Genomic DNA, 14,677 nt, shown 5'->3' with positions numbered 1-14,677 from the left:
GGCGGGAGTGTTGGAGACGGTCACAGTTGTTCCTCGCTTGGTTCTGCCGGCTCGGCCGGCAGGATTTCGGTGATTGCTGATACCAGCGGTGTCTTTTCATCGGGGGTCCGGTTGCGGAAGCCGGTGTCCACGGCGGTCGAACCCAGCTTCCAGGTGATGATGACCAGGCCTTCCTTTTCCACGAATTTGCCGGCCATGCCGCTTTCCAGGCGGACGCCGTCCAGGTCTTCGCGGGGAATCCAGACGTCCGGTGCGCCGCTGCGCACCAGCAGTACACCCTGGTCGAAGACGGCGGCGGTGGCGTTGGACTTCACGCCCAGGCCGTAGACCGCAATCCGGTCCAGCCAGTCCCCGGCGGTGGTGGTGCACACGTACTGGCCCAGGGCCTGGAACCGGGGTTCCTCCAGCCCGTCGGGCATCGGGACGGGCCGCGGCACGTTCTGCTGGCGCTGCTGGCGGCCGCGCCAGCTCCAGGCGAACAGGCCCAGGAGCACCAGGACCAGGGCAAGCGAGCCCAGGCCGAATATCACGCGATCCATGCGGACTCCTCTGTGGAAACGGGGTGAGGTGTGTTCAGGGCGGCAGCCAGGACCGTGGGATGGCCGGCGAAGAAGGTCGCCTGCACGGTCCCGGGCAGCTCAAGCCCGGCAAACGGTGAGTTGCGCCCCTTTGAAGCCATCTTAGAAGGGTCCACCGTGCGCCGCGCAGACGGGTTCACCAATATGACGTTGGCCGGTTCCCCGGCCGCCAGCGGCCGGCCCTGGGTTTCGAGGGCTCCGATGGCCGCCGGAGTGATGGAAGTCACCCGCGCGAAGCCTTCCCAGTCCATCAGCCCGGTATCGATCATGGCGTGCTGGACGACGGAAAGCGCGGTCTCCAGCCCGGTCATGCCCATGGCCGCCTGCGCCCACTCGCATTCCTTGTGCTCGGAGGGGTGCGGGGCATGGTCGGTGCCGACAATGTCGATGGTCCCGTCGGCCAGGCCCCGGCGCAGCGCCTCGACGTCGGACGCGGTGCGCAGCGGCGGGTTGACCTTATAGACCGGGTCATAGCTGCGGACCAGGTCGTCGGTGAGCAGCAGGTGGTGCGGGGTGGCTTCGGCGGTGACGTTGATGCCGCGTTCCTTGGCCCAGCGGATGATTTCCACGGAGCCTGCGGTGGACACGTGGCACACGTGCAGCCTGGATCCGGTGTGCTGTGCCAGCAGCACGTCGCGGGCGATGATGGATTCCTCCGCCACCGCGGGCCAGCCGGCCAGCCCCAGGACGGCGCTGACGCCGCCCTCGTTCATTTGGGCGCCCTCGGTCAGGCGCGGTTCCTGTGCGTGCTGGGCAATCACGCCGTCGAACGCCTTGACGTATTCCAGCGCACGGCGCATCAGCACGGGGTCGGAAACACATTTGCCGTCGTCGGAGAAGACACGGACCCGGGCCCGGGAGTCGGCCATGGCGCCGAGTTCGGCCAGCCGCTCCCCCTCCAGCCCGACGGTCACGGCGCCCACCGGACGCACATCCACCCAGCCGGACCGGCGGCCCAGGCTCCAGACCTGCTCCACTACGCCGGCGGTATCCGCCACCGGGTTGGAGTTGGCCATGGCGTGGACGGCGGTAAAGCCGCCCAGCGCGGCGGCGCGGGTGCCGGTTTCCACGGTTTCGGCGTCTTCCCGGCCGGGTTCGCGCAGGTGGGTGTGCAGGTCCACCATGCCGGGCAGGGCGATCAGGCCTGCCGCCTCGATGAGCACGGCGTCTTCCGGGGCCTCGAGCGCCGGTCCGACGGCGGCGATCAGCCCGTCCCGGATCAGCAGGTCGGCGGTGTCCCTGCCGAGAAGGGACGCACCCCGGATCAGGTAGGTTCCGGTTGCGGCGGTGTCCGCGGCGGGACTCGGGTGGGTGGGGTTCACAGTGCCAGCTCCTGGGGTGCGGTGCCGGCCGGGGAATTCTCACCGGACAGCAGAAGATAGAGGGCGGCCATGCGCACGGAAACTCCGTTGCTGACCTGTTCAAGGATGGTGGCCCGCGGCGAGTCGGCGGCGCGGGAGGATATTTCGAGGCCACGGTTCATCGGGCCGGGGTGCAGCAGGATGGTATCCTTCAGGCCCAGCGTGTCCAGCCGGTCCAGGCGGACATCGTCGAACCCCCAGCGGCGCGAGTATTCACGCACCGAAGGGAAGAACGCCGACTGCATCCGCTCGCCCTGCACCCGCAGCATCATGACGGCGTCGGGCCCGGATTCCAGTGCCTCGTCGAGGTCGTAGCTGACCGTGCACGGCCAGGATTCGACGCCGAAGGGCAGCAGCGTGGGCGGCGCCACCAGCGTGACGGCGGCGCCCAGGGTGCGCAGCAGCCACAGATCGGAGCGGGCCACGCGGGAATGCAGGACGTCGCCGACGATCACCACGTGCATGCCGGCGAGGTCGGTTCCGGTGGACGCCGTCCCGTGCAGCCGTGCCCAGTGCCGGCGCATGGTGAAGGCGTCCAGCAGCGCCTGGGTGGGATGCTCGTGCGTGCCGTCACCGGCGTTCAGCACCGAAGCGTCAATCCAGCCGGAGCCGGCGAGCCGGGCCGGCGCCCGGAGGAGCCGTGCCGGATGACGACGGCGTCCGCTCCGATGGCCGCGAGCGTCTGGGCGGTGTCCTTCAGCGACTCGCCCTTGGACACCGAGGAACCCTTGGCGGAAAAGTTGATTACGTCCGCGGACAGGCGCTTGGCGGCCGCTTCAAAGGAGATCCGGGTCCGGGTGGAGTCCTCGAAAAAGAGGTTCACGACGGTCCGCCCGCGCAGGGCGGGCAGCTTCTTGACCTCCCGCTGCGACACGGCCGCCATTTGCTCGGCGGTGTCCAGGATGGCCAGGGCGTCGGTGCGGTGAAGGTCGCGGGTGGAAAGCAGGTGCCTCACAGGGCGCCCTCGATGACCACTTCGTCAACGGCCGGGGTATCCGTCTCCCGCAGGTGGACACGGACCTTTTCCACGATGGCGGTGGGCAGGTTTTTCCCGACGTGGTCTGCGCGGATGGGCAGTTCCCGGTGCCCGCGGTCCACCAGGACGGCGAGCCGGACCACCCGTGGCCGGCCCAGGTCCACGAGGGCGTCCAGCGCGGCCCGGATCGTACGGCCGGAGTACAGGACGTCGTCGACGAGGACCACTACTTTGTCGTCGATCCCGGAGAGCGGAACCTCGGTGGCGTGGGGTGTGCGCGTGGGCTGGCGGGCCAGGTCGTCGCGGAACATGGTGACGTCGAGCTGTCCGGTCACGGCGGCCGGATCCACTGAGGGATCGGCGGCGGCAATCTTCTCGGCGAGCCGTCGGGCCAGCGGATAGCCCCGGCGCGGAATCCCCATCAGCACGAGGTCTGCGGCGCCTTTGTTGGCTTCCAGGATTTCATGGGCAATCCGGGTAAGCGCGCGGTCAATGTCAGCTGAAGCCAGAACGGTGCGTGCGGGCGCGGGTGCGCCCGGCGGGTTGGACAAGTCCATATTCTGCCTCCTCCTTCCCCGCCTCACAGGACGGAATTTAAAGGGTGAATGCGGTCTCAAGCTATCACAGCGCCGGCTGCATGCCGGCACTGTGACGGCGGGGTACGCCCCGCTTTTCTGTCCCCAGTCCAGGCGGTGCTCCACCCGCAGCCCGGTTTTCCTCATAGTGTTGCCCTATGACAGGCGCAGGCGCATGAGCGGATATCTCCCCGACAACCGGTCCGGACCCAACGGGGCCGTCCCCTGGACTCCGCCGCCCGGAGAAGCCCGGTCCGCCCGGGTCCAGCCGCCGGGCCACGGCCCGGCCCCGGTGCAGCCGCTGTGGTCCGCTCCCCGCGCGGCGGCACCGGCACGGCGGCGACCGTCCTGCTGATCATCGGCTCCTCCCTGGCCCTGCTGCTCGTGGCCTGGTTCCTGTGGTGGCAGCTGGGAACCGCCGCCTTCCTGCTCTGCGGCATCCTGGCACTGATACCGCTGGGCATCTGCCTGCTGGGACTGCACTGGGTGGACCGCTGGGAACCCGAACCCCGCTCGGCGCTGGTGTTTGCCTTTTTATGGGGGGCCGGTATCTCGGTGGGCATCACGCTGCTTGCCGGGCCCTATGTGGGCGATGCCCTGTCCGTCCTGCTGCCCGGGCTTGCGCCGGAGTTCACGGGACCGGTGCTGGAAGCGCCGCTGGTGGAGGAAACCGCCAAGGGGCTCGGGGTCCTGATCCTCGTGTTTGTGCGGCGAAGCCATTTCGACGGCCCGGTGGACGGGATTGTCTATGCCGGCACGGTGGCAGCCGGCTTCGCCTTCACCGAGAACATCCTCTACTTCGGCTCCGCCCTGCTTTCCAGCGGCGGATTCGGCGTTGAACTGGGCTTCGTGTTCGTGCTGCGCGGACTGTTCTCCCCCTTCGCCCACGTACTGTTCACAGCAGCCATCGGCCTCGGACTGGGCCTTGCCGTTCGGCGCGGCGGCACGCTGCGGATTCTCGCGGGGTTCCTGCTGGGCCTGGCGGCGGCAATCCTGGGGCACATGTTCTGGAACGGGGGCACCGCGCTGGTGTCCGGAAGCTTCCTGGTCTTCTACTTCGTACTGCAGGTGCCGCTGTTTGCCCTGGCCGTGACCGGCGTCGTCCTGCTGCGCCGGGCGGAACAGCGGCTCACCCGCGCCCGGCTGGGCGAATATGCCGCTGCCGGCTGGTTCACTCCCCAGGAGGTGCTCATGCTCTCCACCCGTGCCGGCCGGCACCAGGCGCTGGCCTGGGCGGGGCGCTTCGGCGCCCGCAGCACCATGCGGACCTTCATCCAGAAGGCCACCCGGCTCGCGCTGATCCGCCAGCAGATTGCCGCCGGGCGGGATCTGCCGGCCAACTGTGCCGCCGAGCAGACGCTGCTGCAGGACCTGACGCGCACCCGGGGCCTCATGCTGGCCCGCGCCGGCGGCTGACGCACAAAACCCGCCCGTGCCGCGAAAACGCGGCACGGGCGGGCTGGGGCGCGGACGGCCCGAAACGGGGCGTGCGCCGTGACGGGGTAAGCCGGCAGCGGCGGGCTAGGCCAGCAGTGACGGCTTGAGCTGGTGGAGCCGGCTCAGCAGTCCGTTCACGAACGACGGAGATTCGTCGGTGGACAGGGTCTTGGCGAGTTCAACGGCCTCGCTGATCGCCACCTTGTCCGGGACGTCGTCGTTGTAGAGCAGTTCCCATGCGCCGATCCGCAGGATAATGCGGTCCACTGACGGCATGCGTTCCAGCGGCCAGCCCTGGGAATACGTGCCCAGGAACTCGTCGATGGTCTCCTTCATGGAAACTACGCCCTCCACCAGTTCAACGGTGTAGGGGTTGATCGTCTGATCGGTCTGTTCCCGGCGGGCCCTGATCATGTCAAAGGCCGAGGCTGAGCGCTGCTCAGCTTCAAACAGAACTTCCAGTGCCCGGGTGCGGGCTTTAGTGCGTGCACTCACTCGTTAACGCGTCCCAAATAATCGCCGTTGCGGGTGTCCACCTTGACCTTGGTGCCCTGTTCCAGGAACAGCGGAACCTGGATCTCATAGCCGGTCTCCACGGTGGCGGGCTTGGTGCCGCCGGTGGAGCGGTCGCCCTGCAGGCCCGGCTCGGTGTAGGTGATCTCCAGGACCACGGACGGGGGCAGCTCAATGTACAGCGGTGAACCCTCGTGGATGGCGATGGTCACCATCATGGATTCGAGCATGAAGTTGGCGTTCTCGCCCACGATGGTTCCCGGGACGGTCAGCTGGTCGTAATCGGAGGTGTCCATGAAGACGTAGTCGTCGCCATCCTGGTACAGGTACTGGTAGTCGCGGCGGTCAACGCTCGCGGTCTCGATCTTGATGCCGGCGTTGAACGTCTTGTCGACAACCTTGCCCGAACGCACGTTGCGCATCTTGGTACGGACAAACGCACCACCCTTGCCCGGCTTCACGTGCTGGAACTCGATGATGCTCCAAAGGTTGCCTTCAAGCTTCAGCACGGTGCCGTTCTTGATGTCGTTGGTCGTCGCCACAGTTTCTCTTTCGTTGATTCGCCAAGTTTCGTTTTTAGTCCGTCGACCATTCTACCTGCTCCGGGAAGCTACAGGCTGAGCCGGATGCCGCCCTGGGGTTCGGAAGCGATCTCCTGGTAGGCCGTGAACAGCAGCGAGGTGTCGGGAACCTCAAGCATGGATGGCCGGGCCAGTCCGTCCAGGACTACGAATCGCAGCAGGTCGCCGCGGGATTTCTTGTCCCGCCGCATCCCGTCCAGCAGGGCGGACCAGCGGTCCTTCCGGTAGGTGACCGGCAGGCCCAGCAAGGTGAGGATTTCCTTGTGCCGGTCCGCCGTGGCGTCGTCGAGCCGGCCGACCATGCGTCCCAGTTCGGCGGCGAAGACCAGGCCCACGGAAACGGCGGCGCCGTGGCGCCACTGATAGCGCTCGGCCAGTTCAATGGAATGGCCCAGGGTGTGGCCGTAGTTCAGGAACTCCCGGCGTCCGGCTTCACGCAGATCGGAGGAGACCACTTCGGCCTTGACGGCGATGGAGCGCTCCACCAATTCGCGCACCACGGCGGACGCGCCGTCGGCCACTGCTTCGGGGTTGGCTTCGACCAAATCCAGGATCGCCGGATCGGCGATGAATCCGCATTTGATGACCTCGGCCATGCCGCTGAGGAGTTCATTTTTCGGCAGGGTGGCCAGCGCGTCAAGGTCGGCCAGGACACCGGCGGGCGGATGGAAAGCACCCACGAGGTTCTTGCCCTCGGCTGTGTTGATACCGGTTTTGCCGCCCACTGCCGCGTCGACCATGCCCAGCAGCGAGGTGGGAATGTGCACCACCTTGATCCCGCGCAGCCAGGTGGCCGCCACGAAGCCGGCCAGGTCGGTGACGGCCCCGCCGCCCACCGCCACGACCGCATCGGACCGGGTGAAGTCGTTCTGCCCCAGGACCTGCCAGCAGAAGGAGGCCACCTGGATGTGCTTGCCTTCTTCGGCGTCCGGGATTTCCGCGGTAACGGCGGTGAGGCCGGTGGCCGCGAGTTCATCACGCACGGTGTCGCCGGTGGCACGCAGCGCCCGGGGGTGGATGACCAGGACCCGCCGCACCCGCTCACCGAGCATGGCGGGCAGGCGGTCCAGCAGCCCGTTGCCGATCACGACGTCGTAATTGCTTGCGGGGCTGTCGCCGGTCACCGGGATAACGGTGGGTTCGGAGGCCATGGTTCTATGCTCCTTCGTTGAGGATGGTCGTCAGCCGGTCGATGACCGCCGTGACGGAAAGTCCCTGGTGTCAAGGGTGATGTCGGCCAGGGATTCGTAAACGGGGCGCCGGGCCTTCGCCAGTTCCTGCCAGCGGCCCGCGGGGTCGCCGGCCAGCAGGGGGCGGTTGCCGGAGCGGGTGATGCGGGGCAGTACGGTTTCCAGGTCGGTATCCAGGAAAACCACGGTGGCACCGCGCAGCAGCTGCTGCGTGCCGGTGTCCAGCACCGCACCGCCGCCCAGGGAAATCACCGTGCGGGACTGTTCAGCCAGCGCGGCCGCAACGGTTCGCGCTTCCACTTCCCGAAAGTAGCATTCCCCGCGTGCGGCGAACAGGTCGGAAATGGAACCGTGGCGCTCGGTGATGAGCTGGTCCGTGTCAATGAACTTCAGCTGGTTGCGGGATGCGAGCTCGCGTCCCACCACCGACTTGCCCGCCGCCATGAAGCCGATCAGGACAATGTGGCGGCAGGGTTCAGTCGGTCCGGACACTGGTGCCAGCCGATTCCAGGGCGCCGGGGATGTTCTGGAGGTAGGTCCGCAGGTTCCGGGCGGTTTCAGCCACGGAATCGCCGCCGAACTTCTCGGTGACCGCTTCGGCCAGCACCAGGGCAACCATTGCCTCGGCCACGACGCCGGCGGCGGGCACCGCGCAGACGTCGGAGCGCTGGTGGTGGGCGCGGGCGGGCTCCCCGGTGCTGACGTCCACGGTCTGCAGGGAGTGCGGAACGGTGGCGATGGGCTTCATGGCCGCGCGGACCCGCAGGACCTCGCCGATGCTCATGCCGCCCTCGATCCCGCCGGCCCGGTTGCCGGAGCGGACCGCACGGCCGTCTGCGTCCTGAAGGATCTCGTCGTGGGCGGCTGAACCGCGCCGTGCGGCGGTCAGGAACCCGTCGCCAATCTCGACGCCCTTGATGGCCTGGATCCCCATCAGCACACCGGCAATCCGCGCGTCGAGCCGGCGGTCCCAGTGGGTGTAGCTGCCCAGTCCCGGCGGCAGTCCGTACGCGAGGACTTCCACCACGCCGCCGAGGGTTTCGCCGTCCTTGTGGGCGGCGTCCACCTCGGCAACCATGGCTGCGGACACCTCGGCGTCGAAGCAGCGCAGGGGATCCGCGTCCAGGGCGGCGACGTCGCCGGGGCCGGGAACCGCAGAGCCTTCGGGGCTGCCCACCCCGGCGATGCTGACGGTGTGGGAAACGAGTTCCACGCCCAGGGACTTCAGGAACGAAGCGGCCACGGTGCCCAGCGCCACGCGGGCCGCGGTTTCCGGCGCTGGCGCGTTCCAGCACGGGACGGGCTTCATCGAAGCCGTACTTCTGCATGCCGGTGAAGTCGGCGTGCCCGGGACGCGGCCGGGTCAGCGGCGCATTGCGGGCGGATTCGGCGAGCAGGGCGGGATCCACCGGGTCAGGCGACATGACCTGCTGCCACTTGGGCCATTCGGTGTTGCCCACCTCAATGGCGACGGGCCCGCCCTGGGTCAGCCCGTGCCGGACTCCGCCGACAATGCGGACTGCATCCTGTTCGAACTTCATGCGGGCGCCGCGCCCGTAGCCGAGCCGCCGGCGCGCCAGCGCCTCCTGGATCATGGCAGTGTTCACTTCGACGCCTGCTGGGACGCCCTCAACTATTCCTACCAGTGCAGGCCCATGGGACTCACCGGCGGTCAACCAACGCAACATGGTTTCAATACTGCCATGTCCCGTACCCGGCTTCAGCGCCGTGGTGCTCCGACAGCGTCACACATCACGTTTGTGACGGCATTCGCTTCACGGAACGTCCCGCCGGTGAAGAGCCGGACCTGTTCCACCGCCTGGTAGAGCAGCATTTCCAGTCCGGGTACGATCCGTCCGCCCGGCCCGTCCAGACAGCGGCAAGCCGGCTGGGCCAGGGATCGTAGGCAACGTCGAGCAGGACGGCATCCGGGGCGGCTGCGGCCGGTGCCGCAGCCAGCTCGGCGGCCAGGCCGTCGGCCGCGTGCGGCGGAAGAGTGGAGATCACGACGTCGGCGGCGGCGCAGGCGTCGGCCGCGTCCGCCCAGGAAGCATCCGGACCCCGGTGCCGGTGCGCAGGCCCGCGTCGGCCACGCCCGGCATGCCGTCCGGCCCGGGCGGAAACCGGCGGGCGCAGACCGACACCGACGCGGCGCCGAGCCGGGCCGCCGCGGCCACCGCGGCGCACGCGGTGCCCCCGGCGCCAAGGATCACCACGCGCGGCGCGGGCCGGGCACCGGCATGGCCCAGGGCGTTGACGATGCCGGCGACGTCGGTGTTGTGGCCGGTCAGGACCACGCCGCCGTCCGTGTAGTCGAACGTCACCGTGTTCAGGACCTGCAGCTCAGCGGCAGGAGAGGTGAGGTGGTCCATGGCCGGGATGAGTGCCGCTTTCAGCGGCATGGTCACGGACAGGCCCGCCCAGCGGGGCTGCCCGTGACCTGCCTCCCGCAGGGACGCGGCGAAGTCCGCCGCGTCTTCCTCGGGAAGGTCGATCCGGTCGTAGGAGCAGTCAAATCCGAGGTAGCCGTAGGCGGCGCGGTGCAGCAGCGGGGATTTGGAATGGCCGACCGGATGTCCCAGCACGGCTGCCCGCCGGGGACTGGCCGCCAATTACGCGCACCTTCCGGTTCCTGCTTGCCGCACCATTCCTGGTACTGGAGGACGTACTTTGCGTGCTCCGCCAGCGTGGACGAGAACTCGGTCTGGCCGGTGTCCAGGTTGACCGTCACCCAGTAGTAGAACGGCACGTCGGCGGGATTCGCGGCCGCATCGATGGCTTCCTTGCTGGGAGAACCAATCGGTCCGACCGGCAGTCCGGGGTTGGCGTACGTGTTGTAGGGGTTGGACTTGTCCGCCTTCTCCTCCGGCGTCAGGTCGTAGCTCTTGCGGTTCAGTCCGTACGTCACGGTGGCGTCGGACTGGATCAGGCCGCTGGTTTCCACATTGTCGGCCCGCAGCCGGTTCTGGATGGACCCGGCCACCGTGGCGTAGTCGGCTTCGCCGGCCTCGGCCTGGATGATGCTGGCCTTGGTCAGGATGCGGTACTGCTCGGCCGGATCGGTGATTCCGGCTTCCTCAAGAGTGGCAAAGGTGTTGTCGACCATTTCAGTCACGATGGAGGTTGCGTCCTGCTCCAGCGGGAAGCGGTATTCACCCGGGTGCAGGTAGCCCTCCAGGCTTACGGCTTCCGGCGGCAGCCCGAAAGCCGCGGGGTCCTGGGCGAGAGCCTCAAATTCAGTCCGGGGAATACCGGTGGACTCGGTGAGGATGTCGAACACTTCGTTCTGGCGCAGGTCGCGGGCAACAGCGGCATAGTGCACCGCAGTACCCTGTTCACCCAGCAGGGCTTCCAGAGCAGCAGAGGAGGACATCTGCTGCTTCATTTCGTAGGAGCCGGGCTGGATTTCCCGTCCGGCGGACTCCTCGGCGAACGCGTTGACGAACTCCTTGGAGGTGGCGACGATGTCTGCCGTTTCCAGCTTGGTCCCGATCACCATCGGCCCGTCGCCGTCGGCCACCGTGAAACTGACGCTTCCGGTTCCGGCTCCTTCGTAGTCCTTGATCTCGTTCATCCCGAGCAGGTCGCGGAGGAACATGGTCAGTCCGAACACCACGCCGGCAAAGAAAACGAGGACGACGAACATCACAATGGTACGGCGGCGCCGGCGGCGCTGCTTCTCCCGGGAAGGGCGCAGACTGCGGCGCGTCCCCTGCCCGTCGTCGAAGAACTCGTCGACCGGCGGATTGTCCTCCGGGTAGTGGTCCCGGCCGTCCCGCCCGTGGTGGGCAGTCGGCTCATAATCCGGTTCAGCGCCCATGGGCGGGAAATCCGGATACCTGTGGCTCACAGCGCGTTCCCGTTTTCGCGCTTATTATCCTGGGAAATGATTGGCTCCTGGGTCGGGGCCGGCAGGGCACCCGTCGGGCGCTGCTGCCGGCATAACGTGACTGGCTCCCCCACATCGCGTCCAAGGGAACGCTGCATGTCAATAGCCTGCTGCAAGATTGCTACAGCGGCCGCTTGATCCACCACTCTACGATGTTCTCTACTGTTCAAGCCAGCTTCGTGCAGTGAACGGTGCGCACTGACCGTGGTCAGCCGCTCATCCACCAGGCGAACGGAGATGCCGTTTCCGGCCCGCTCCAGTGCCTCCAGCAGCACGCCGGCGTAGTCCCGCGCCATCTGCGTGGACGCGGTTTCCGTGCCCTTCATGCTGCGCGGCAGGCCGACAAAAACCTGCACCGCTCCGCGCTCGGCCGCTTCACGGACGAGGACCCGAACGTCGCTGTCCTTCTTCGCATCCCGTTTCAGGGTCTTGACGGGCATGGCAAGCACGCCGTCCGGGTCGCTTACGGCAAGGCCCACCCGGGCCAAACCGACGTCCACCCCCAGCTTAACCCCGCGGGGTAGTCCTGCGGGGCCATGTCAGCCCCGATTGGCAACTGCGGCTTGGATGGCGGTGAGCGCCTCGCCGACCTTCGCAGCGTCCGAACCGCCGCCCTGGGCGACGTCGTCCTTCCCGCCGCCGCCGCCGCCGAGCACGCCGGCGGCGGTTTTCACCAGGGCGCCGGCCTTGACGCCTGCAGCGCGGGCTTCCTCGTTGGTCGCAACGATCACGACGGGACGGTTGTTGGAGACACCGGCAACCGCGACGACGGCGGCGCCGCCGCCCAGCCGCGACCGGAGGTCCAGTGCCAGGGTGCGGAGGTCATCCGCGCCCGCGCCGGCACCGGCGTCGTGCGCGAGGACACGCACCCCGTCGACGTCCACAGCCTTGCCCACCAGTGCGGCGGCCGAGGCGGCGAGCTGCTCGCGGCGCAGCTTCTCGAGTTCCTTTTCGGTTGCCTTCAGCTTGGCCAGGGTGGCGGCCAGGCGGTCCGGCAGCTGCACGGACGGAACCTTGAGCATTTCGGAGAGTTCATTGACCAGGGCGCGCTCGGCGGCCAGGTGGCGGAAAGCGTCCATGCCGACAAAGGCTTCGACCCGGCGGTTTCCCGAGCCGACGGACTGCTCGCCGAGCAGGGTGAGGCTGCCGATCCGGGAGGTGGATTCAACGTGCGTGCCGCCGCAGAGCTCGCGCGACCAGTCCCCGTTCATTTCGACCACGCGCACCGTGTCGCCGTAGGCTTCGCCGAACAATGCCGTGGCGCCCAGGGCCTTCGCCTCCGCCAGGGACATGACTTTCGTCTCGACCTGGAAGTTGCTGCGGATGGCGAGGTTGGACACCTCTTCGATTTCCGACTTCGCGGCGTCGGACAGGCCCTCGCCCCAGGAGAAGTCGAAGCGCAGGTAGCCGGCCTTGTTGAAGGAACCGCGCTGCAGCGCCTCCGGGCCGAGGATCTGGTGCAGTGCCGCGTGCACGATGTGCGTGCCGGAGTGCGCCTGCTCGGCCTCGTGGCGGCGCTGGGCATCAACGGCGGCGAGGACGGTGGCGCCTTCGGCAATTTCGCCCTCGCGGACAATGGCCTTGTGCACGCTCAGTCCCTTGACCGGGCGCTGGACATCCTGCACCTCGAGGACAAAGCCGTCACCGGTAATGAGGCCGGTGTCGGCCGCCTGGCCGCCGGCTTCCGCGTAGAACGGAGTTTCGTTCAGCACCAGGGAAATCTCAGTGCCCTGGCCGGCGTGCGGAACGCGCGAGCCTGCGGAGATGATGCCGCGGACCGAGGATTCGCTGGTCAGCTCGTCATAGCCGGTGAACACGGTTTGCCCGGCGGCGAGGAGTTCGTTAAACACCGAAACGTCGTTGTGGCCGTGCTTCTTGCCGCGGGCGTCCGCCTGGGCGCGCTGGCGCTGTTCCTGCATGAGGGAACGGAAGCCGGCCTCGTCAACCTTCAGCCCTGCTTCCTCGGCCATTTCCAGCGTCAGGTCGATGGGGAAACCGTAGGTGTCATGCAGGGTGAAGGCATCTTCGCCGGACAGCGGCTTGTTGGCGGCCTGCGAAATCTTGACCGCTTCCTCCAGCCGCTCGGTGCCGGAGGCGATGGTGCGCAGGAAGGCTTTTTCCTCGGCGTAGGCAATGCGGCTGATGCGCGCAAAGTCGGTCTCCACCTCGGGGTAGGTGCCCTTCATGGCGTCCCGGGAGACCGGCAGCAGCTCGGGCAGCACAGCGGTTTCCACGCCAAGCAGGCGCATGCTGCGCACGGCACGGCGGATTAGGCGGCGCAGTACGTACCCGCGGCCTTCGTTGGAGGGGCTCACGCCGTCGGAGATGAGCATCAAAGCGGAACGGACGTGGTCCGCCACGACGCGCAGCTTGACGTCGTCGGCGTGGTGCGGGTCCGCGGGGTCTTCAGCGGAGGTGTATTCCTTGCCGGAGAGTTCGGCTGCCTTGTCCAGGACCGGCCGGACCTGGTCGGTCTCGTACATGTTCTCCACGCCCTGCAGGATCATCGCCAGTCGCTCGAGTCCGAGACCGGTGTCAATGTTCTTCTGCGGCAGCTCGCCGGCAACGTCAAAGTCCGTCTTGGAGCGCACGGCGGAGAGCTGGTACTGCATGAAGACCAGGTTCCAGATTTCGATGTAGCGGGTTTCGTCGACGGCGGGGCCGCCCTCGAGGCCGTAGGCCGGGCCGCGGTCGTAGTAGATCTCGGAGCAGGGGCCGCCGGGGCCGGCCTGTCCGGTGTTCCAGTAGTTGTCGGCCTTGCCGGTGCCGATGATGCGCTCGTTCGGGAGGCCGATCTTGTCGCGCCAGATCGCACGTGCTTCGTCGTCGCGCTCGTCGCCGTCCTCATAGACGGTGACCCAGAGACGCTCGGGGTCCAGGCCGAAGCCGCCCTTGTCGACGCCCGAGGTCAGCAGCTCCCACGCGAAGGTAATGGCGTCTTCCTTGAAGTAGTCGCCAAAGGAGAAGTTGCCGGCCATCTGGAAGAACGTGCCGTGACGGGCGGTCTTGCCGACTTCTTCGATGTCGGCGGTGCGGATGCACTTCTGGACGCTGGTGGCCCGCAGATACGGGGCCTTTTCGCGGGCCGTGAGGTAGGGAATGAAAGGCACCATGCCGGCCACGGTGAACAGCAGCGACGGATCATTGGTGACGAGCGACGCGGAGGGAACCACCGTGTGGCCCTTGGCGCTGAAAAAATCCAGCCAGCGGCGTGCAATCTCGTGGGACTTCATGGTGCTTTTTACCCTTCCGGTAATTTCGGCTTTGCGCAGGTTGAGGCTGCCGGCACACGGTGCCGGGCGGTGCGGTCCGGTTTCGGCGGCTACCGGCGCACGGCAGTCATGGTGGCGGCAACGGTGTCGCCGGTTTCCATGCCCAGGGCGGTGCGCAGCTCGCCTTCACGTTCGGTCATGCCGTCGCGGAACGCGTCGGCGAAGTTCTGCAGCGCATCGGCTGCGGTGCCGATGGCCGTATTGAGTCCCGCGGGACCCAGGGTGTTCCTGGCGTCCGAGAGACGGCGGACGGCGATGACGCCGATGGTGACGCCGATGGACATCCAAAAGACTCGCTTGATCAT

Annotated in this window: 13 protein-coding genes and 3 pseudogenes; 1 reads left to right on the top strand and 15 read right to left on the bottom strand. The window is 67.6% G+C overall.

The window, feature by feature from the left end:
* Positions 1-20: 20 nt before the first annotated feature.
* The 4 genes and pseudogenes from OL239_RS08560 to pyrR all read right to left on the bottom strand — a co-directional run bounded on the left by OL239_RS08560 (position 21) and on the right by pyrR (position 3,472).
* On the bottom strand, positions 21-539 hold the full coding sequence (locus OL239_RS08560) for a PH-like domain-containing protein (protein ID WP_268911467.1): 519 nt from the start codon (positions 537-539) through the stop codon (positions 21-23).
* Positions 527-1,900 carry a dihydroorotase gene (locus tag OL239_RS08555; RefSeq protein WP_268911466.1) on the bottom strand — a complete coding sequence of 458 codons (1,374 nt, stop codon included), beginning with the start codon at positions 1,898-1,900 and terminating at the stop codon, positions 527-529. Before OL239_RS08555 ends, OL239_RS08560 begins: the two co-directional genes overlap by 13 nt.
* Positions 1,897-2,894 (bottom strand): annotated as a pseudogene (locus OL239_RS08550) (aspartate carbamoyltransferase catalytic subunit). Before OL239_RS08550 ends, OL239_RS08555 begins: the two are co-directional and overlap by 4 nt.
* The gene (gene pyrR, locus OL239_RS08545; protein ID WP_268911465.1) at positions 2,891-3,472 is read right to left on the bottom strand and encodes a bifunctional pyr operon transcriptional regulator/uracil phosphoribosyltransferase PyrR; all 582 of its coding nucleotides are present in this window, start codon (positions 3,470-3,472) and stop codon (positions 2,891-2,893) included. The pseudogene OL239_RS08550 and the gene pyrR overlap by 4 nt, the downstream one beginning before the upstream one ends.
* Before the next feature lie 321 nt (positions 3,473-3,793).
* On the opposite strand from pyrR, the gene OL239_RS08540 reads away from it, so the two are divergent.
* Positions 3,794-4,906, top strand: a complete 1,113-nt coding sequence (locus OL239_RS08540) for a PrsW family intramembrane metalloprotease (RefSeq protein ID WP_268911464.1) — start codon at positions 3,794-3,796, stop codon at positions 4,904-4,906.
* A 105-nt stretch (positions 4,907-5,011) separates the two neighbouring features.
* Here OL239_RS08540 and nusB read toward each other — a convergent pair whose 3' ends face one another.
* From nusB to OL239_RS08490, 11 genes and pseudogenes are all read right to left on the bottom strand, one after another.
* Positions 5,012-5,422: a transcription antitermination factor NusB gene (gene nusB, locus OL239_RS08535; RefSeq protein WP_268911463.1), complete on the bottom strand. Its 411-nt coding sequence runs from the start codon at positions 5,420-5,422 to the stop codon at positions 5,012-5,014.
* A complete protein-coding gene (efp, locus tag OL239_RS08530; RefSeq protein ID WP_268911462.1) occupies positions 5,419-5,982 on the bottom strand; it encodes an elongation factor P in 564 nt (187 codons plus the stop codon). The genes nusB and efp overlap by 4 nt, the downstream gene beginning before the upstream one ends.
* Positions 5,983-6,050: 68 nt before the next feature.
* Complete coding sequence (gene aroB / locus OL239_RS08525) at positions 6,051-7,172, bottom strand: 3-dehydroquinate synthase (RefSeq protein ID WP_268911461.1); 1,122 nt, start codon at positions 7,170-7,172, stop codon at positions 6,051-6,053.
* 30 nt (positions 7,173-7,202) lie between these two features.
* Positions 7,203-7,703 (bottom strand): shikimate kinase, encoded by a 501-nt coding sequence (locus tag OL239_RS08520; protein WP_268911460.1) that lies wholly within the window; start codon positions 7,701-7,703, stop codon positions 7,203-7,205.
* Positions 7,687-8,899, bottom strand: a pseudogene (gene aroC, locus OL239_RS08515) (chorismate synthase). The gene OL239_RS08520 and the pseudogene aroC overlap by 17 nt, the downstream one beginning before the upstream one ends.
* A gap of 32 nt (positions 8,900-8,931) precedes the next feature.
* Positions 8,932-9,045: a hypothetical protein gene (locus tag OL239_RS19455; protein WP_329609383.1), complete on the bottom strand. Its 114-nt coding sequence runs from the start codon at positions 9,043-9,045 to the stop codon at positions 8,932-8,934.
* Between the two features lie 169 nt (positions 9,046-9,214).
* Positions 9,215-9,796 carry a shikimate dehydrogenase family protein gene (locus tag OL239_RS08510; RefSeq protein WP_329609382.1) on the bottom strand — a complete coding sequence of 194 codons (582 nt, stop codon included), beginning with the start codon at positions 9,794-9,796 and terminating at the stop codon, positions 9,215-9,217.
* A gap of 119 nt (positions 9,797-9,915) precedes the next feature.
* Positions 9,916-10,785 (bottom strand): annotated as a pseudogene (locus tag OL239_RS08505) (endolytic transglycosylase MltG); the annotation flags it as partial.
* 272 nt (positions 10,786-11,057) lie between these two features.
* Positions 11,058-11,588 carry a Holliday junction resolvase RuvX gene (ruvX, locus tag OL239_RS08500; protein WP_442864255.1) on the bottom strand — a complete coding sequence of 177 codons (531 nt, stop codon included), beginning with the start codon at positions 11,586-11,588 and terminating at the stop codon, positions 11,058-11,060.
* Between the two features lie 51 nt (positions 11,589-11,639).
* Positions 11,640-14,333 (bottom strand): alanine--tRNA ligase, encoded by a 2,694-nt coding sequence (gene alaS / locus OL239_RS08495; RefSeq protein WP_268911459.1) that lies wholly within the window; start codon positions 14,331-14,333, stop codon positions 11,640-11,642.
* Positions 14,334-14,422: 89 nt separating this feature from the next.
* A complete protein-coding gene (locus OL239_RS08490; protein WP_329609381.1) occupies positions 14,423-14,677 on the bottom strand; it encodes a hypothetical protein in 255 nt (84 codons plus the stop codon).

This window comes from Arthrobacter sp. ATA002 (assembly GCF_026898095.1).
Lineage (GTDB): Bacteria > Actinomycetota > Actinomycetes > Actinomycetales > Micrococcaceae > Arthrobacter_B.
This window is presented reverse-complemented; position numbering and strand designations above follow the sequence as displayed.

Excerpts from the sequence above, each read along its gene's own strand:
- pyrR (WP_268911465.1), bottom strand. The coding sequence starts at position 3,472 with ATGGACTTGTCCAACCCGCCGGGCGCACCCGCGCCCGCACGCACCGTT.
- OL239_RS08490 (WP_329609381.1), bottom strand. The coding sequence starts at position 14,677 with ATGATCAAGCGAGTCTTTTGGATGTCCATCGGCGTCACCATCGGCGTC.
- OL239_RS08560 (WP_268911467.1), bottom strand. The coding sequence starts at position 539 with ATGGATCGCGTGATATTCGGCCTGGGCTCGCTTGCCCTGGTCCTGGTG.
- alaS (WP_268911459.1), bottom strand. The coding sequence starts at position 14,333 with ATGAAGTCCCACGAGATTGCACGCCGCTGGCTGGATTTTTTCAGCGCC.
- OL239_RS19455 (WP_329609383.1), bottom strand. The coding sequence starts at position 9,045 with ATGCTGCTCTACCAGGCGGTGGAACAGGTCCGGCTCTTCACCGGCGGG.
- aroB (WP_268911461.1), bottom strand. The coding sequence starts at position 7,172 with ATGGCCTCCGAACCCACCGTTATCCCGGTGACCGGCGACAGCCCCGCA.